Raw genomic sequence first — 18,169 nt, forward strand, 5'->3', positions numbered from 1 at the left:
GGGGTGGCATCTCGCCTGCTCCGAAGCGGGTGCGAGACGCCACCCCGGGGAGCGGCTGCGGGGCGAGGGCGGGTCAGACCCGGGCCAGCGGGTCCGACCCGAGGCGACGTCGACCGGACGTAGACTCGACCCCCGTGACCAGCACCCGACGACGGCCCGTCCAGCGAGCCGCCGGCCTCGTGACCGCAGCCCTGGTCGCACTGGTACCGCTCGCGGCAGCGGCACCCGTGACAGCCGTGGAGCCGGCCCCCGCCGTTCCGCTGACGGAGCCGCCGCCGGCCGCCGTGCTGCCGTCGACCACGTCGCCGTCGTACTTCGACACCCCGCGCGACATCACCGGGTGCCCGTACCGCACCACACCGCCCGCTCCCGTCGACGAGTCCGAGGTCCCGCTCCCCGGGCAGACGTCCCCGACCCCTCCCCCGGTGCCCGACACCCCTCCGGGCGGTGACGGGCTCGCCGGCTGCGAGGTCGTGGCGCCCGACGGATTCGAGGTGCCACGCGACGTCACCGCCAGCGCGTGGCTGGTCTCCGACCTGGACACCGGCCAGATCGTGGCGGCCAAGGACCCGCACGGCCGATACCGCCCCGCGAGCGTGATCAAGACACTGCTCGCCTCCGTCGCGCTGGACTCGCTCGACGTCGACCGGGTCGTGGAGGTCACCGACGCGGACCTCGAGGGGGCCGAGGGCAGCCTCGTGGGCATCGGGCCGGGCGGCGAGTACTCCGTGGGACGGCTCCTCAGCGGGCTGCTCATGGCCTCCGGCAACGACGCCGCGGTGGTCCTGGCGCGGCAACTGGGGGGCATCGAGGAGACGCGCGCCGCGATGAACGCGCACGCCGTCGCGCTCGGGGCCCGCAGTACGCATGTCGCCACCGTGAACGGCCTCGACGGCCCGGGCATGATGTCCACCGCCTACGACATGTCGCTGATCTTCCGGGACGCGATGGCCCGCCCGGCGTTCGCGGAGATCGTCGCCACCCCGTCCACGGGCTTTCCGGGATACCCGGCGGGGCCGGGTACGGAACCACCGGATCCGGCAGCGGCACCGGCGCACACCGGCCCGACGATGGGCGCGGACGGGACCATGATCAACCCCGGCTTCGTGCTGGGCAACGACAACCTGCTGCTCCACAACTACCCGGGCGCGATCGGCGGCAAGACCGGTTTCACCGACGATGCCCGGCACACGTTCATCGGGGCGGCCGAGCGGGACGGTCGGCGGCTCGCGGTGGTGCTGCTCGACGGCACGCGTGTGCCCAGCCCGCCGTGGCAGCAGGCGGCCGCACTGCTGGACGCGGGGTACGCGGCGGGCGACTCGGACCCTGTGGGCGTGCTCGAGGCCGGGCCGCAGGACTCGACCGATCACGCGACCGAGCACCTGGCCGGCGGCCTCGGCGGTGCGGGCACGCCGGAGACGGCGATCGTCGGCGGCTCGGTGCTCGAGCGCTACAGCACGTGGCTGGCGCTGGGCGCGGCGGGACTCGTCGTGGTGGCCGGGGCGGTCCTCACGCTGCGGTCACGGAACTAGCCCGGGGCCCGGCCTCACGTCCGTAGCGGCCGCCGCGTCGGCGCGTACGGTCGGGGAACGGCCGGGGAACGGCCGGTCAGGAGACGGCGCCGGCGCCGGCGAGAATGACCCGCAGACGCCCGGCGCACTCGTCGACCGTGGTGCGGGCGTCGGAATCGTCGGCCATCTCGACGAGGGCGCGGAGGAGGACGACGACGACGAGGTCGGCCGCGATGTCGATGGAGGTGTCGTTCGCTCCGGAGAGCGTCTCGAGCCGACCCAGGGTGATCCCCAGCCGACGGCGGGCGGAATCGACGGCGGCCGCGAGGACCCGGTGGTCGGGGTGCGCGGTGTCGACCAGGCCGCGCGCGAGCATGGCCCAGGTCTGCGGATCCCGGGTGGCGGCGGCGGAGGCCAGGCGGGGCCAGTCGGTCGCGGGGTCGTCGGTCGCGGCGGAGATCAGCTCGTCGATGAACGACCCGAGGGCGTCGGCCGCGCCGGACGCGAGTTCCGAAGCGAGGTCGTCGACGGACTCGAAGTGCCGGTAGAACGCGGTGGGGACGATGCCGGCCTCGCGCGCGAGTTCGCGGACGACGAGCCCGGTGAAGCCGCGCGTGGCCACCCCGTTCCGGCCCGCCTCGACGATGAGTGCACGGGTGTGCCGCTTCTGTTCTGCGCGGGTCCTGGGCGTCGTCACAGACGCCATCTTATCGCCAGCCAGGTCTGACGCGCCGGAGACCACCCCGTGCACGGGGTGTGGGCCGGGCCACAAATCGACCCCCTTCCCATTTCGGAGAACGGCTGTACACTCAAAAACGTCCGGTGGTCGAACCGGACGGATGCGCACCCCGACCGCGACGGCACCGACCCGGTGCGAGGCGCGATGACCGCCGGAGAGTGGCCGCATCCGACGGCGTCCGACCACACCGACCCACATCCTCAACGGAGGTCCACATGACCGCCCCGCCCATCCGCAGACTCTTCTCCCGCCGGGTCACGCGCACCCTGCTCACCCCCCATCCGGTCGAACACTACGTCCGCTCCCTGGGCGTGGACTGGTCCGACGACCCCACCGGGGCGACCGTCGTGGCAGTCGACCGGCCGGTCCCCGACGTCACGGTCCTCACCCTGCGGTTGCCCGCCGGGGTCGACCGGCCCGCACCCGGCGCCGCGCTCGAGATCGGGGTCGTGGTGGACGGCGTCGTCCATCGCCGCCACTACTCCCCCGTCGATCCGGCGTCCCGCCGTGACGGGCTGGCGACCATCGCCGTCCGCAGGCACCCGGACGGCGTTGTCTCGAACCATCTCTGGGACGAGGCCACGCCCGGGATGCGACTGCTCCTGGGCAACCCGGTCGGCGAGATGGCGTTGCCCGAGGCCCGCCCCGCCGATGTGCTGCTGGTCAGTGGTGGCAGCGGCATCACCCCGATGCTGGCGATCGCCTCGACGCTCGCCGCGGACGGCCACTGCGGCGACGGGGCGCCCGGCCGCGTGGCGTGGCTGCACTACGCCCGCCGCGTGGAGGACGTGCCCTTCCGGGACCAGCTCCGTGAGCTGGCCCGGGCGGGGGTGACGGTCACGGTGGTCCCCACCGCCGAGGGGACGACCCCGAGCGGCCTGGCCGGTCACCTCTCCGCCGAGCATCTCGAGGAGACAGCCCCCTGGCACGATGACGCCGCGGTGTTCCTCTGTGGCCCCGAGCCGCTGGCCCGTGGCCTCGAGGAGGTCCTCGGCGCCGAGCGGTTCTCCGGCGTCCTGCGTGAGCGTTTCACCTCCGCGACCGGGCCCGTGCCCGACGGCGACGGAGGCACCGTGACCCACCTGCGTAGCGGCGTCACCGCCCGGAACGAGGGAACCACCCTGCTCGAGGGCGCCGAGGCCGTCGGCCTGCGCCCCCAGCACGGGTGCCGGATGGGCATCTGCCACACCTGCACGGCCGTGCGCGTCTCCGGCACCACCCGGGATCTTCGCACCGGCGAGATCGACGCCACTCCTGACTGCCACGTTCAGATCTGCGTCAACGCGCCCGTGGGCGACGTCGAGATCGAGCTCTGACCACCTTCACCACCACCCGCCCGGAACGACCCGGAAGGACCCCATCATGACCCTCTTGCAACTGCCCGGCCTCCGCCCGAAGAAGTCCACCACGCCGAAGCCGCCGAAGGCCAGCGGCAAGGCGGCCGGCAAGGCCGCCGACGCGAAGACCGCGAAGACCCCCGGCCCCGAGCCGATCGTGCTGTCGGCCGAGTCGGTCGAGATCATCGGCCACGAACTCGATGCCATCCGCGACCGCGTGAGGGCCGACCTCGGCACCGCCGACCGCGACTACATCCTGCGGGTGGTGCGCACCCAGCGCCGCCTGGAGTTGGCCGGCCGCGGGCTGATGTTCCTCGGCTTCCTGCCCCCGGCTTGGCTGGCCGGCGTCGCCGCCCTGAGTGCGTCCAAGATCCTCGACAACATGGAGATCGGCCACAACGTCATGCACGGCCAGTACGACTGGATGCGCGACGACATGCTCCACTCCTCGAGCTTCGAGTGGGACAACGTGTGCCCGTCGGACCAGTGGCGGCACTCGCACAACTACATGCACCACACGTACACCAACATCCTCGACCTGGACCGCGACATCGGCTACGGCCTGCTGCGGATGGAGTACGAGCAGAAGTGGACCCCGCTGCGTCTGGGCAACCCCGTGTACGCGTTCGCGCTGATGATGCTGTTCGAGTGGGGCGTGATGATGCACGACCTCGAGTACGACAACGTCCTCAAGGGCAAGCGCAAGTGGTCCGACGTCAAGGGCCTGCTCGCCGGCTGGTGGAACAAGGTCCGCGGCCAGGTGGCCAAGGACTACATCGTGCACCCGGCGCTCACGGGGCCGCTGTTCCCGCTCACGTTCGCCGGCAACCTCACCGCGAACGTCGTCCGCAACATCTGGGCGTTCTCGGTGATCTTCTGTGGCCACTTCCCGTCCGGCGCCCAGGTGTTCACGCAGGAGGAGACGGCCGAGGAGACCCGCGGCGAGTGGTACGTCCGGCAGATGCTGGGGTCGGCCAACATCTCGGGCAGCCCGTTCATGCATCTGGCGACCGGCAACCTGTCGCACCAGATCGAGCACCACCTGTTCCCGGATCTTCCCGCGCACCGCTACCCGGAGATCGCGGACGAGGTGCGCGCGATCTGCGAGGAGCACGGCCTGCCGTACACGACCGGCCCGTTGTGGAAGCAGGTCGCGAACGTCTGGTCCAAGATGTTCCGCCTCGCGCTGCCCCTGCCTCCCACCGCGGCGGACACGCCGGCGGTGATCATCGAGCGCAGGAAGACTCCCGTCGCCGCCTGAGCCGCGGGTACCGTCTAAGGGCATCACCGACGAAGGGAGCGGTCCATGAGCGACTTCGAACGCAACAAGGACCAGGTCCAGGCAGGTGTCCAGGCGGGCGCGTCGCTGGTGGGACGTATCGCCGTCATCATCACGGACGCGATCGGCTCGATCGCCAAGGAGGTCGGCGACTTCGTCACCGAGGGCATCGAAATGCGTGAGGCCGCCCGAATCTCCCGCCGCGAAGAACAGCAGCGCGGCGGGCGATCCGGCGCGGAGAAGGACACCTGGCCGATCGACCTCGACGACATCGAGGACGGCGACCTCCAGGGCTGACACGCGCGACGGGGCTCGGTGGCCCCCGGTCGCCGGGACGCCGAGACGCCGCCCAACTCCACCGCGCCAGGCAATCCACCTATCGAATTGCGATCCACCTAGGGAATTCCGTAGGTGGCTCGTAATTCGATCGGTGGATCTTGGATTGAGGCTCAGCCCGTCCGCGGCTCAGTCGTTCAGCCCGTCCGCGGCTCAGCCTCGGGGAGCCGGTGAATGGTCGCGTCCGCAACGGTGGCAGGATCGTCGACCGTGACGATCATCGCCGCAGCGGACGGCTCCGCCCTCGGAAATCCCGGCCCCGCCGGCTGGGCCTGGTACATCGACGACTCGACGTGGCGCTGCGGCGGCTGGAAGCGCGGCACCAATAACCAGGGCGAGCTCACCGCTGTCCTGGACCTGTTGCGTCAGACAGCGCACTCCCCGGAGCCACTTCACATCCTGTGCGACTCGCAGTACGTCATCAACTCCATCACTAAGTGGATGGCGGGCTGGAAGCGCAAGGGCTGGAAGAAGTCCGACGGCAAGCCCGTGCTCAACGTCGAGGTGATGAAGGCCCTCGACGATGCCATGCAGGGCCGCAAGGTCACGTTCGAGTGGGTCAAGGGCCACGCCGGCCACGAGCTCAACGAGAAGGCTGACGTCCTGGCCAACGGCGCCGCCAAGGCGCATGCCGCCAGAAAGGAGCCGGAGGCCGGCCCGGGTTATCCGGGCGCGCAGGCCGTCGGCGCCGGCGACGACCCGGCCGCTCCCCCAGCGGCGGGTGACACCGTTCGGCGGTCGGAGTCCGCGTCGATGCCGGCGTCCGCCCCGGCAGGCGGGGGCAAGGCGAGGGAAACGACGACGAAGGCGACGACGACGAGGGCATCCTCCGCCGCCGAGCCCGATCTGTTCTCCCTGGCCGACGACGCCGAGGAGGCGCCGGACCGGACGGACCTGGACCTGGTCGTGGATCTCGAGCGGTCGCTGCTCACGGAGGCGGTCCGGGGTGACCGCGACCGGCTGGAGGAGTTGCTGGATCCCTCGTGGAGCCACGTGTGCGCCCGGGGCGAGGTGTGGTCCCGCGCGGACAGGCTCGCCGCCGCCGGATCATCCGTTCGGTCGACGGCTGAACGCACGATGGATCTCATCGAGGCCCGCCGGGTCGGGGCGCAGTCGATCCTGCTCTTGTGGCGGGAGCGGTCGGGCGACGGTTCCACGCTGCGCAGTTCGGTCTGGGTCCGCTCCGGCGGGTCGTGGCGTCAGACGTTCCAGCAGGGGACGCCGGAGGCCTGAGCCCCGTCCCGCACGAGAAGGTGCCCCTCACCGCGTCCGGTGAGGGGCACCATTCCCCGGCGCCGGCGGGCGCCTACAGGCCACCGAGAAGCAGGTGGAGGAGATCGCCGACGATTCCGATGAGACCGGCAACTAGACCCATTGTGTGACTCCTTGTCAGGTGACGGGATACGACCACTCGTCGGAGCTTCGTCTCCGATGAGCTGGGTCCGACTCTAAGAACGTAGTGTGGCACCGGCGTTTCAGTCGACATTCGACATCGTGAACTCGATAGCCGCTACAGTTACTACACCTGACTAGTAGTTCTTGGGCCTATCATCACTGGTCAGCCGCGGCGGGGCGCGGTGAATCCGACGGCCTGATAGACCTGCGACAGGACGGGGCCGGCGACCGCGCGGGCCTTCTCCGCGCCGTCCGCCAGAATCCGCTCGAGCTCGGCGCGGTCGGACATGAACTCGTCGAACCGGCCACGCAGCGGCGTCACGAACGCCTCGAGGGCGTCGGCCGTGTCGGTCTTCAGCGCGCCGTAGCCTGCTCCGGCGGTCTGGTAGTCGGCGACGATGTCGGCGATCGCGCGCCCGGTGAAGGCGGACTGGATGGCCAGCAGGTTGGACACGCCGGGCTTCATCTCGCGGTCGTAGCGGATGTTCCCGTCGGAGTCGGTGACCGCGCTCCGGATGCGCTTGGCGGAAACCTTGGGATCGTCGAGCAAGTTGACGACGCCCTTGGGGTTCTCGCCGGACTTGCTCATCTTGGCGGTGGGCTCCTGCAGGTCGTAGATCTTGGCCGAACCCTCGAGGATCTTGCCCTCCGGCACCACGAACGTCTTCTTGTAGCGGGAATTGAAGCGCATCGCCAGGTCGCGGGTCAGCTCGAGGTGCTGGCGCTGGTCCTCGCCCACCGGCACCAGGTGCGGGCGGTAGAGCAGGATGTCGGCGGCCATGAGCACCGGGTAGGTGAACAGCCCCACCGTGGTGCCGTCGGTGCCCTGTTTGGCGGCCTTGTCCTTGAACTGCGTCATCCGCGCGGCCTCGCCGTAGCCGGTGATGCAGCTGAGCACCCACGACAGCTCGGCATGCTCGGGCACGTGCGACTGCACGAACAGCACCGAACGGGCGGGGTCCACGCCCAGCGCGAGCAGCTGCGCGCAGCCGCGGAAGACCCGCTCGCGCAGCTCCTTGGGGTCCTGCTTGACGGTGATCGCGTGCAGGTCGGGGATGAAGTAGTAGGCGTCGTAGTCGTCCTGCAGCTCGACCCACTGCCGCACGGCGCCCAGGTAGTTGCCGAGGTGGTACGAGTCGGCGGTGGGCTGGATGCCGGACAGGACACGCTGGCGCTTCGCGGGCGCCTGCGACCCGGTCGGCTCTGCGGGCGTGGGATCTGCGGAGGAGGACTGCTCAGACATGGCGTTCATCTTCCCACGTCCCCGACAACCCACCGCCCACGCCCTCGCGCGGGCGGTCGCCGCACTGTCAGCGGTCGGCGGGCGGCGCCATCTCCGGCGGGAAGCCGCCCGTGGCTATCGGGCCCCAGTCATCGATGGCCACCCGGATGAGGCACTTGCCCTGCCGCACCATCGCCGCCCGGTACTCGTCCCAGTCGTCGTGCTCCCCGGCGATGCTGCGGAAGTACTCCACCAGCGGCTCCACCGCCTCGGGCAGGTCGACGATCTCCGCGGTGCCGTCGAGGTGGACGTACGGGCCGTTGAAGTCGTCGGACAGTACGCACACGCTCACGGCCGGGTCGCGGCGGATGTTGGTCACCTTCGCCCGCTGCGGATAGGTGGCCACGACGAGCCTGCCCTCGGAGTCGACACCGCAGGTCACCGGCGAGGTCTGCAGCCCGCCGGACGACCGACGGGTGATGAGGACGGCGCGGTGTCGGGGGCGGACGAAATCGTCGAGGCCGGCTCGATCGGGACGTTCGGCGGTCGCATTCTTCGGCATGGTGCCGAGGTTACGGACCCGTCCCCCGCGTGACATCCGCGACCGCGGGCCCGATCTCAGAAGTCGCCTTCGTCGTCGTCACCACTCGTCTCGGACATACTCGTCTCGGACCTACTCGTAGACGACGGTGACCGGCACATGGTCGGACCACCGCATGTCGTACGCGCTCGCCCGGTCCACTCGATCAGACACCGCCCGGTCGACCAGTCCGTCGGACACCACGTGGTAGTCGATCCGCCAGCCCGCGTCGTTGTCGAAGGCCTTACCGCGCTGGCTCCACCACGAGTACGGGCCGATCTGGTCGGGGCGGCGATACCGCACGATGTCGGTCCAGCCGCTGCCGTCGGCGAAGACGTCGGTCATCCACTCCCGCTCGTGCGGCAGGAAACCGGAGCTCTTGTGGTTGCCCTTGTGATTCTTCAGGTCGGCCTCACGGTGGGCGATATTCCAATCGCCACAGATGACCATCTCGTGACCCTCACGGGTCTTCAGATGCCCGGCCCGCTCGGCGAGGTACTCGCGGAAGGTCCCCAGGAAACGGTCCTTCTCGTCCTGCTTGGGGGTGTCGGCAGACCCCGAGGGCAGGTAGAGGCTGGCGACGGTGACGGTCTCACCGTCGACAGCCCCGGGGTAGACGGCCTCGATGTACCGGCCGGACTCCTCGAACTCCTCGTCGCCGTACCCGACGCGCACGTCGGTCGGCTCGGCGCGGGACAGGATCGCCACACCGGCTCGACCCTTGAGCGAGGACGGAGCGCCCACCAGATGCCACCCGGCGTCGAGGGCGGGCGCGAGCGCCTTGCGGGTCTGGTCGGAGTCGGCGCGCACCTCCTGGAGGGCGACGACGTCCGCCCCGCTGCCCTCCAGCCAGGGCAGGAATCCGAGGTTGGTCTCCGACCGCTGCTTGACGGCGGCGCGGATCCCGTTGACGTTGACGGTGCTCACGGTGAGGCTCACGGCCCACAGGCTACCGATCGCCGGGGACGTGACGGTTCGGCTACCCCGTCGCCGTCCGCCGCGCCGCCCAGACCGCGCCCACCAGGATCGCGAGACCCGCCGCCGCCAGGGCCGCCCCGGCGAGCGCCGGGGACGTGTAGCCGAAGCCCAGCGCGATCACGGCCCCGCCGAGCCACGCGCCCAGCGCGTTGGCGGCGTTGAGGGCCGAGTGGTTGAGCGAGGCGGCGAGCGTCTGTCCCCTGCCCGCGTATGTCATCAGTCGGGACTGCAGCCCCGGCACCAACGCGGATCCGGTCGTGCCCACCAGGAACAGACCCACCAGCGCCGTGATGGGATGGTGCGCGGCGACGGCGAACAGCGCCAGCACCACGGTCATCACCGCGGCGATCGCGACCAGCCCGCGGTCGAGGTCCCGGTCCGCAACCACACCGCCGAGCAGGTTGCCGGCCACCATGCCGAGTCCGTAGACGGCGAGCACCGCGGGCATCCAGCCGGGATCGATCCCGGCGACGTCGACCATCGTCCACTGGATGTAGGTGTAGACGGCGAACATGCCGCCGAACCCGACGGACCCCACGGCGAGCGTCGCCAGGATCTGTGGCCTCGCCAACGCGGCGAGCTCCTCGCGCGCCCTGACGACCACCGTCCCCGTGGGTTCGGGGACGACGACGAAGATGGCCGCCACGGTCAGCGCGCCGATCACCCCGACCGCGAGGAAGGCGGACTGCCACCCGATCGTCTCCCCGAGCCAGGTCGCCGCCGGGACACCGATCACGTTCGCGACCGACAGTCCGAGCAGCACCTGGGACACCGCCCGCGCCTGCCGTCCGGGACCCGCGAGGGAGGCCGCCACCAGGGAGGCGACCCCGAAGTACGCCCCGTGCGGGATTCCGGCGACGAACCGGGCCGCCACCAGGATCTCGGCGGCCGGGGCGAAGGCCGCCGCGACGTTGCCCGCGGTGAACATCGCCATGAGGACGAGCAGCAGGGTGCGGCGCCGCCACCGTGAGGTCCACACGGTCAGCAGCGGGGCACCCACGACCACGCCGAGCGCGTAGGCGCTGATGACGTTGCCGGCCTGTGGTTCGGTGAGCCCGAAGCCCTCGGCGATCGACCGCAGCAGTCCCATCGCCGCGAACTCGGTGACGCCGATGCCGAACCCGCCCAGCGCGAGCGCGAGGATCGCCAGCGCCACACGGCGAGGGGTGGGTGCGGCGGGCTCGGTGTCCGGCGCCGGGGCGGCTGCGGGGCTCGTGGTCACCGACGAAGGCTACGCCCACCACCCCGGCCGGGCCTGCCACGTCAGCCCGATCAGGGGGCGGTGCGCATGAGGCGTCGGCCACCGTAGACCAGCGCGAACGCCGTGACGTACATGACGATGCTGTAGACGGCGGCCGCGAGCCCGACCTCCTCGTCACCGATCACGGTGAAGGCGATCAACAGCGTCAGGGTGGTGTTCTTGATGCCGAACTCCACGGCGATCGCGATCTGCTCCGCCCGCCTCAGCCTGCTCACCCATGCCAGGAGGCCGCCGAGAACGATCAGTGCGAGGTTGAGGACGATCACGGCGGGGCCGACGGTCACGACGAGGTCGACGATCCAGTCCCGTTCGCCGAGGACGATCCCCACGATGAGCAGGACCAGCACGACGAGGCCCACGATCCCGACGTAGCGCTCGATGCGGGAGGCGAGCGCGGGCCTCCTGGCACGGAGGATCATCCCGATCGCGACCGGGATGAGGATGACGCCCAGCAGGAGTCCGAAAGTCTGGCCGAGAGGGACGGTCACCTCCTCGTCCGCGGCTCCGGGGATGAGGCGCGCGCCGATGCCGAACCACATCGGCAGGGTGAGGATGACGGCGACGGAGGTGAGGGCGGTGAGGATGACCGAGAGGGCGACGTTGCCGCGGGAGAGATAAGTGATGAGGTTCGACGTCGCCCCGCCCGGCGTCGCGGCCACGAGCACCACCCCGAGCGCCAGCATCGGCGTGAGGCCGAAGAGCAGGGCCACACCGACACCGACCAGCGGAACCAGGACCAGTTGGCCGAACAGTCCGACGATCGTGGCCCTGGGCGATCTGGCCTGGACCGCGAAGTCCTCCCTGGTCAGACTCAACCCGATGCCGACCATGATGATGGCCAGGGCGATCGGCAGGCCGATATCGACCAAGGGGCTCTGATCCACGGACGTCTCCTGGGCTCACGACGGAACGGCTGGCCACGCCTGTGACGTGGACCACTGTCCGACTACGGTAACCGATCGGGCGCCGCCGCGACCCCACACCGGCGGGCGCGGGGTCGTCGCCGAACGGTGGGCGCGCGGGATCAGGCCTCTGCTCGGGTGCGCTTGAGATTCTCATCCAGCGCCGCGAGGAACTCCTCCGTCGTGAGGTGTTCCTGGCCATCGCCGACGAGCAGCGCGAGGTCCTTGGTCATCTGCCCCTCCTCGACGGTCTTGATGACCACGTCCTCGAGTTGGTGGGCGAACTCGATGACCTCCGGGGTGCCGTCGAGCTTGCCGCGGTGCTCGAGACCCCGGGTCCACGCGAAGATCGAGGCTATCGGGTTGGTGGAGGTCGCCTTGCCCTCCTGGTGCTGCCGGAAATGTCGCGTGACGGTGCCGTGGGCGGCCTCCGCCTCGCAGGTCTTCCCGTCCGGGGTGAGCAGGACGGAGGTCATCAGACCGAGTGAGCCGAACCCCTGGGCCACGGTGTCGGACTGCACGTCACCGTCGTAGTTCTTGCACGCCCAGACATAACCGCCCTCCCATTTGAGCGCGGAGGCCACCATGTCGTCGATGAGGCGGTGTTCGTAGGTCAGGCCGGCCTTGTCGAACTCGTCCTTGAACTCGCGGTCGAACACGTCCTGGAAGATGTCCTTGAACGCGCCGTCGTAGGCTTGCAGGATCGTGTTCTTGGTGGACAGGTACACCGGGTACCCGCGGTCGAGACCGTAGTTGAACGAGGCCCGCGCGAAGTCCTCGATCGACTTGGTGAAGTTGTACATCCCCATGACCACCCCGCCCTCCTCGGGCAGGTTCACGATCTCGTGTTCGATCGGCTCGGACCCGTCGGCCGGCGTGTAGGTGATGGTGACCTTTCCCGGGCCGGGGGCCTTGAAGTCGGTCGCCTTGTACTGGTCGCCGAAGGCGTGGCGGCCGACGATGATCGGTTTGGTCCAGCCGGGGACCAGTCGCGGGACGTTGGAGATGATGATCGGCGCGCGGAAGATCGTCCCGCCGAGGATGTTCCTGATGGTCCCGTTCGGTGAGAGGTACATCCGCTTGAGCCCGAACTCCTCGACGCGGGCCTCGTCGGGCGTGATGGTCGCGCACTTGACGCCGACGCCGTGCTTGGCGATGGCGTTGGCCGCGTCGACGGTGATCTGGTCGTCCGTCGCGTCACGGCTGGTGATGCCGAGGTCGTAGTACTCGAGATCCACGTCGAGGTAGGGGTGGATCAGCTCGTCCTTGATGAACTTCCAGATGATGCGGGTCATCTCGTCGCCGTCGAGTTCCACGACGGTCCCGTCGACCTTGATCTTCGACATCGGATCCTCTTTCCCCGCCCGGCCCTTGTGGGGCCGACGCTGTCGGTCCTTACGTGACGTAGGTCTCACTTTACTGCTCGGCACGGTCCGGAGCCGCCGCTGCGACGGGTAACCCCTCGTTGCCTCCGTCGAGCGGCTTAGGCTAGCCTGACCCCAGGTCATGAGTTCCAGCGGAAAGCCCCGGCTCGCTGGACGGCAACCCTCCACCGCGGTGGGGTGCCCCGGGAGACGACCTGGCCACCACCCGACCGGGTGACGGGCAAGCGCGGGTCCGCTGTCGTCAAGCGGGCGGACCCTTTTCGATGAGAGGAGGGGCTCCGCCCCTATGACCTACGACAACAGCAATACGGACTGGGCCTTCGAGACGCGTCAGATCCACGCCGGGCAGCCCGTCGACTCCGACACCGGAGCCCGGAATCTGCCGATCTACCAGACCACCTCGTACGTGTTCGCCGATGCCAAGCAGGCGGCCGACCGTTTCGCGCTGGCGGAGATGGGCCCCATCTACACCCGCATCACCAACCCCACCGTGGCAGCGGTCGAGGATCGCATCGCCTCGCTGGAGGGCGGCGTCGCGGGTCTGCTGTTCGCGTCGGGACAGGCGGCCGAGACCGCCGTCGTGCAGGCGATCGCCCAGTCCGGCGGCCACGTCGTGGCGTCCCCCCGCCTGTACGGCGGCACCGACACCCTGCTGCGCCACACCCTGCCCAAGTACGGCATCGAGACGACGTTCGTCGAGAACCCCGACGACCCCGCCTCCTGGGAGGCGGCCGTGCGCCCCAACACGAAGCTCTTCTACGGCGAGTCGATCTCGAACCCGCTCAACGACATCCTCGACATCCCGGCGATCGCCGAGGTCGCGCACCGCAACCAGGTTCCGCTCGTCATCGACAACACCGTGGCCACCCCCTACCTCATCCGCCCGCTGGAGCTGGGTGCTGACGTGGTGGTCTCCTCGGCCACCAAGTACCTCGGTGGCCACGGCTCGTCCCTGGGTGGAGTGCTCGTGGACGGCGGCAAGTTCGACTGGCGTGTGCAGCGCGACGGCCAGGACGTCTTCCCGTCCTTCACCACCCCGGACCCGGCCTACCACGGCCTCGTCTACGCCGATCTCGGCGCGCCCGCTCTCGCGCTCAAGGCCCGGGTGACCCTCCTGCGTGACACCGGCGCGGCGGCCTCCCCGTTCAACGCGTGGACCCTCGCCCAGGGCATCGACACGCTCAGCCTGCGGGTCGAGCGCCACGTGTCCAACGCGCAGCGGATAGCCGAGTGGCTCGAGGCCCGTTCCGACGTGGCCAAGGTCCAGTACGCGGGCCTGGCCTCCTCGCCCTACCACGAGCTCCAGAAGAAGCTGGCCCCCAAGGGCGCCGGCGCGATCGTCACGTTCGACCTGGCCGTGCCGGAGGGCACGTCCGACGACGATGTCAAGGCCCGTGCCTGGGCGTTCATCGACGCCCTCAAGCTGCACTCGTGCCTGGTCAACATCGGTGACGTGCGGTCACTCGTGTGCCACCCCGCGACCACCACCCACTCGCAGGGCACCCCCGAGGCCAACGCGATCGCCGGGATCACCCTCGCGACCGTCCGCCTGTCGGTGGGCATCGAGGCCGTCGAGGACATCCTCGCCGACCTCGTGCTCGGTTTCGCCGCGATCTCCTGACCCGCCCCCATGGTCCGCTCTTCCGATCCGCTCGCGCTGCTGCCCCCGGGCGACGGCACCCTCGGCCACCTCGCCATCGGCGATCTGACCCTGGTCACGGGTGTCGTCATCCCGGGGGTGACGCTCGCCGTGCAGCGGTGGGGCAGGATCGCGGACGACCTGTCCAACATCGTCCTGGTCGAGCACGCGCTCACCGGGGACTCCCACCTCGTGGGTTCGGTCGACTCCCTGCACCCCACCCCAGGGTGGTGGAACGGGCTCGTCGGGCCCGGACTCCCGCTGGACACCGACCGCTACTGCGTGTTGTCCGTGAACGTCCTGGGGGGCTGCCGGGGGTCGACGGGGCCGAGCTCGCTCCACCCCGACGGCCACTACTGGGGCGCGCGGTTCCCGGCCGTCTCGGTGCGCGACATGGTCGAGTCCGAGCGGTTGCTGGCGGACCTGCTGGGGATCGGCCGCTGGGCGGCAGTGATCGGCGGCTCCATGGGCGGCGCCCGGACGCTCGAGTGGATGGTCACGTACCCGGACCGCGTCCGTGCGGCGTGCGTCCTGGCCGTCGGCGCCCGCGCCTCCGCCGACCAGATCGGCATCCAGACTGCCCAGATCATGGCCGTGACCTCCGACCCGCACTGGCAGCAGGGCGGCTATCACGGCACCGGCCGCACCCCGGTCACCGGCCTGGGAATCGCGCGACGCATCGCGCACCTGTCCTACCGGGGCGAGCAGGAACTGGACGAGCGGTTCTCCAACCGCCCGCAGCCCGGGGAGGATCCCCGCGGTGAGGACCTGTCGATGTCCGGAAGGTTCGCCGTCCAGTCCTACCTCGACCATCAGGCCGGCAAGCTCGTCTCACGGTTCGACGCCTGCTCGTACGTCCTGCTCACCGACGCCCTGAACCGGCACGACGTGGGCCTGGGCCGCGGTGGCGTCGAGGAAGCGCTGCGGTCGTGCCCGGTCCCGTGCGTGATCGGCGGGGTCACCACCGACCGGCTCTACCCCCTACGGCAGCAGCGAGAGTTGGCGGCGCTGCTCCCGGCTGCCGACCCACTCGTGGTGATCGACAGCCCGGCCGGCCACGACGGGTTCCTCACCGAATCCGACGTGGTGGGACCGATGCTTCAGCGGACCCTGGAACTCGCCGAGCAGGGATCCACGGACCGGACACGAGGACACGTATGACCGAATTCGATCGCACCCCCCGGCCTGCCGCCCTCGGACTTGCGGGTCTCGCCGTGGGATTCGGGGCCATCGGGGTGGCCGTCGGGTTCGCCACCCTCCTGGGTATCACCGCAACCGCCAGCGGCGGCAACGACATCACCCGGTACCGGCCGATGGCTGTGACCGCCGTGTCCTCATCTGCCCTGGGCATACTGCTGATCGTCGGCGGCGTGCTCCTGTGGCGGGCCCACCGTTGGTCCCGGGTGGTCCTCGGGGCGGCGGTGGCGCTCCTGGCTGCGAACTCACTGGCACGAGTCGTGCTGGACAGCCTCACGTTCATCTCCGTGGTGGGAAGCATCTTCTCCCTGCTGGTCCTGGTGACGATGGGCTATCTGCTCGCGTCGGACAGCATTCGGGAGCACGTCCGCGAGGGCGTACCTCTCAGGCTCCGCTGACTCGCTCCCCTCCGTCGCGCCGCCCTTCCAGAACGCCACCCATCGGGCGTCGCGCCACCCATCGGGTGCCAAGGGCAGCGCGTGATCCGATAGGTGATCCACACCGGCGCGGAGGAAACCTGGCCGCGGAGGGAATCTGCTCTGCGGCGATGCGATGATCGTGAGATCGTCCCCCCGCGGATCGCGATAGGCGCCGTTCTCGCTGCTCCGCGCGGGATACGTGAAGCGCGGGCCCTCTTCCCCCAGGCCCTTCGGTCTCCACAGGCGGCCGTCGTCAGACGGCACTGAGCCGATCTCCCTGCGAGATGGCCACGATCATCGGGGCATGAACACACCAGACGATCTGATCCCTCTGCTCCTCACCACCGATCGGCTGCTCAGCCGTGGAATGACGAGCCACAGCCTGAGCCGCGCTGTGAGATCCGGCGATCTGATCCGGCTCAGACCCGGGTTCTTCGTAGAGAAGAGAGCACGCGATCTCTGCCGGCGTGACCGCCACCTCCTGTCGGTTCTGGCCACGAACACTGCACTTGACTCGCCGGTGTTCTCTCACGCATCTGCGGCTCTCATCCACGGTCTTCCGGACTGGGGTCTGCCGCTGCGAAAGGTCGCGGTGTGCGAGGAGGGGGCGTCACCGCGATCCCGCACCACCGATCTGACGACCTTCCGCTTTGTTCCTGATCTCGCCGGTGAGGTCACGACGGTCAACGGATTGCGGGTCACCACTCCGGCGCGAACAGTGTCGGACATCGCGATCTCGACGAACAGGGATGCCTGCGTGGCGGTTGCCGATGCTGCGCTCCACGGCGAACTCGTCACCAGGATCGCGCTCGAAGAATCTCTGGAAAAGTCCGCGGGCCGTCGCGGGATCAGGCGCGCCCGACACTCGCTGAGCCTCGCGGACGGGCGGAGCGAGAGTGTGGCAGAGACCCTGAGCCGGCTGACATTCCGTGACCACGGCCTGCCGGAGCCCGAGATCCAGGTCGACATCGTCAACTCCCGCGGCATCAGAGTAGCGCGCGTGGATTTCCTGTGGCCCGAGTACGGCGTGGTGGGAGAATGTGACGGTTTCGGTAAGTACTTCGAGGGGCTGACCCCCGCAGAGACACGGCATCGATTGGGGATGGAGAAGGATCGCGATGCCGAACTCATGGCACTCGGCTATCGAGTCTTACATTGGCGGTGGCGTGATCTCGAGGAGCCTCATGTCCTGGCTGCGCGAATCAAGCGGGTGCTCTTCTCCGCAGCCGCGTGACCAGACCACCTGCCCTATCGTGAGCGGACTCGGCCCCGACGTGTTTGCCCGACGTGTTTGATTGCCGACCGGGTTGCCGGCCGACGATGGCCAGAAGCAACGCCACGTGATCGCCACCTATCGGATCGCCCGCCACCTATCTGATCGCCCTCCACCTATCGGACCCGCTGGGTGACTCGCCATCCGATAGGTGGCGCGGGGGTTCGGCGGATGCGGCAGGGCACGCGCGTGGTGGAACACAGGCGCGCGACGGCAACGGCCCGCGATAGCAACGGCGCGCGACGGCAGGCCGGTGCAGAATCGGCCGACTCGGCGTAGGCGTCCGCGCAGACCCGGCCGCCGTCAGCCGGTGCAGAATCGGCCGACTCGGCGTAGGCGTCCGCGCAGACCCGGCTCCGCTACCCGGTGCCGAGCGAGTCGACCGATGTCGCCAGCCACAGGATGACGACGGCGAGCCCGGTGTAGAAGGCGACGTCGAAGGTCCGTCCCCGGACCCCGAGCAACCGCGCCCGCTCATCAGGCACCGCCGCCCGTAGGACGGCCGCGGCCAGCGCGACCACGCCCAGCAGGAACGCGCCGCGTCGCCACCGCTCCAGGATCACGAACCCCAGCGCGACCATCACCCCCGCCAGCACGAGCGCGAGTGGCCACTGCGCCCGCACCTGCGCCCACGTCAGACGCGCGGGCCGCGTACGGCGCGGCCTCGCGTCGGTCGCCCCGTCACGGGGCCGGTCGGGAGCGGGGTGGGTCATCGG

General features: G+C 69.9%; 17 protein-coding genes and 1 riboswitch. Of the genes, 9 read left to right on the plus strand and 8 right to left on the minus strand.

Features of this window, described 5'->3' with window-relative positions:
- The first annotated feature begins 134 nt into the window (after positions 1–134).
- Entirely contained in the window at positions 135–1,532 is a 1,398-nt protein-coding gene (locus tag Q2K20_RS11975; protein ID WP_317176810.1) for a D-alanyl-D-alanine carboxypeptidase family protein, read from the plus strand.
- 76 nt (positions 1,533–1,608) lie between these two features.
- Here the strand turns inward: Q2K20_RS11975 and Q2K20_RS11980 are convergent, their stop codons facing one another.
- Positions 1,609–2,208 (minus strand): TetR/AcrR family transcriptional regulator, encoded by a 600-nt coding sequence (locus Q2K20_RS11980; RefSeq protein WP_119192291.1) that lies wholly within the window; start codon positions 2,206–2,208, stop codon positions 1,609–1,611.
- Positions 2,209–2,465: 257 nt separating this feature from the next.
- On the opposite strand from Q2K20_RS11980, the gene Q2K20_RS11985 reads away from it, so the two are divergent.
- The 4 genes from Q2K20_RS11985 to Q2K20_RS12000 all read left to right on the plus strand — a co-directional run bounded on the left by Q2K20_RS11985 (position 2,466) and on the right by Q2K20_RS12000 (position 6,435).
- Entirely contained in the window at positions 2,466–3,566 is a 1,101-nt protein-coding gene (locus Q2K20_RS11985) for a flavin reductase family protein (RefSeq protein WP_119192274.1), read from the plus strand.
- 46 nt (positions 3,567–3,612) lie between these two features.
- Entirely contained in the window at positions 3,613–4,848 is a 1,236-nt protein-coding gene (locus Q2K20_RS11990; RefSeq protein WP_269529056.1) for a fatty acid desaturase family protein, read from the plus strand.
- Positions 4,849–4,893: 45 nt separating this feature from the next.
- Entirely contained in the window at positions 4,894–5,163 is a 270-nt protein-coding gene (locus Q2K20_RS11995; RefSeq protein ID WP_227022319.1) for a hypothetical protein, read from the plus strand.
- A gap of 213 nt (positions 5,164–5,376) precedes the next feature.
- Positions 5,377–6,435 carry a ribonuclease HI family protein gene (locus tag Q2K20_RS12000; protein WP_317176811.1) on the plus strand — a complete coding sequence of 353 codons (1,059 nt, stop codon included), beginning with the start codon at positions 5,377–5,379 and terminating at the stop codon, positions 6,433–6,435.
- A gap of 325 nt (positions 6,436–6,760) precedes the next feature.
- Here Q2K20_RS12000 and trpS read toward each other — a convergent pair whose 3' ends face one another.
- The 6 genes from trpS to Q2K20_RS12030 all read right to left on the minus strand — a co-directional run bounded on the left by trpS (position 6,761) and on the right by Q2K20_RS12030 (position 12,886).
- Positions 6,761–7,849, minus strand: a complete 1,089-nt coding sequence (trpS, locus tag Q2K20_RS12005; protein WP_317176812.1) for a tryptophan--tRNA ligase — start codon at positions 7,847–7,849, stop codon at positions 6,761–6,763.
- Positions 7,850–7,907: 58 nt separating this feature from the next.
- Complete coding sequence (locus Q2K20_RS12010; protein ID WP_317176813.1) at positions 7,908–8,381, minus strand: PPOX class F420-dependent oxidoreductase; 474 nt, start codon at positions 8,379–8,381, stop codon at positions 7,908–7,910.
- 111 nt (positions 8,382–8,492) lie between these two features.
- Entirely contained in the window at positions 8,493–9,338 is an 846-nt protein-coding gene (locus Q2K20_RS12015; protein WP_317176814.1) for an exodeoxyribonuclease III, read from the minus strand.
- Between the two features lie 40 nt (positions 9,339–9,378).
- Complete coding sequence (locus Q2K20_RS12020; protein ID WP_386850688.1) at positions 9,379–10,599, minus strand: MFS transporter; 1,221 nt, start codon at positions 10,597–10,599, stop codon at positions 9,379–9,381.
- A gap of 50 nt (positions 10,600–10,649) precedes the next feature.
- On the minus strand, positions 10,650–11,522 hold the full coding sequence (locus Q2K20_RS12025) for a bile acid:sodium symporter family protein (protein WP_317176815.1): 873 nt from the start codon (positions 11,520–11,522) through the stop codon (positions 10,650–10,652).
- Between the two features lie 140 nt (positions 11,523–11,662).
- Positions 11,663–12,886: an NADP-dependent isocitrate dehydrogenase gene (locus Q2K20_RS12030; protein ID WP_167492429.1), complete on the minus strand. Its 1,224-nt coding sequence runs from the start codon at positions 12,884–12,886 to the stop codon at positions 11,663–11,665.
- Positions 12,887–13,042: 156 nt separating this feature from the next.
- Positions 13,043–13,158: riboswitch (SAM riboswitch) on the plus strand.
- Between the two features lie 53 nt (positions 13,159–13,211).
- On the opposite strand from Q2K20_RS12030, the gene Q2K20_RS12035 reads away from it, so the two are divergent.
- The 4 genes from Q2K20_RS12035 to Q2K20_RS12050 all read left to right on the plus strand — a co-directional run bounded on the left by Q2K20_RS12035 (position 13,212) and on the right by Q2K20_RS12050 (position 17,414).
- Entirely contained in the window at positions 13,212–14,546 is a 1,335-nt protein-coding gene (locus Q2K20_RS12035; RefSeq protein WP_317176816.1) for an O-acetylhomoserine aminocarboxypropyltransferase/cysteine synthase family protein, read from the plus strand.
- A 9-nt stretch (positions 14,547–14,555) separates the two neighbouring features.
- Positions 14,556–15,725: a homoserine O-acetyltransferase MetX gene (locus Q2K20_RS12040; protein WP_317176817.1), complete on the plus strand. Its 1,170-nt coding sequence runs from the start codon at positions 14,556–14,558 to the stop codon at positions 15,723–15,725.
- Positions 15,722–16,159: a hypothetical protein gene (locus tag Q2K20_RS12045; protein ID WP_119192267.1), complete on the plus strand. Its 438-nt coding sequence runs from the start codon at positions 15,722–15,724 to the stop codon at positions 16,157–16,159. The genes Q2K20_RS12040 and Q2K20_RS12045 overlap by 4 nt, the downstream gene beginning before the upstream one ends.
- Before the next feature lie 325 nt (positions 16,160–16,484).
- Complete coding sequence (locus tag Q2K20_RS12050; protein ID WP_206474535.1) at positions 16,485–17,414, plus strand: type IV toxin-antitoxin system AbiEi family antitoxin domain-containing protein; 930 nt, start codon at positions 16,485–16,487, stop codon at positions 17,412–17,414.
- A 398-nt stretch (positions 17,415–17,812) separates the two neighbouring features.
- Here Q2K20_RS12050 and Q2K20_RS12055 read toward each other — a convergent pair whose 3' ends face one another.
- Positions 17,813–18,166 carry a DUF3017 domain-containing protein gene (locus tag Q2K20_RS12055; protein WP_120286202.1) on the minus strand — a complete coding sequence of 118 codons (354 nt, stop codon included), beginning with the start codon at positions 18,164–18,166 and terminating at the stop codon, positions 17,813–17,815.
- Between the last annotated feature and the right edge of the window lie 3 nt (positions 18,167–18,169).

The organism is Dietzia sp. IN118 (assembly GCF_032905965.1).
Lineage (GTDB): Bacteria > Actinomycetota > Actinomycetes > Mycobacteriales > Mycobacteriaceae > Dietzia > Dietzia kunjamensis.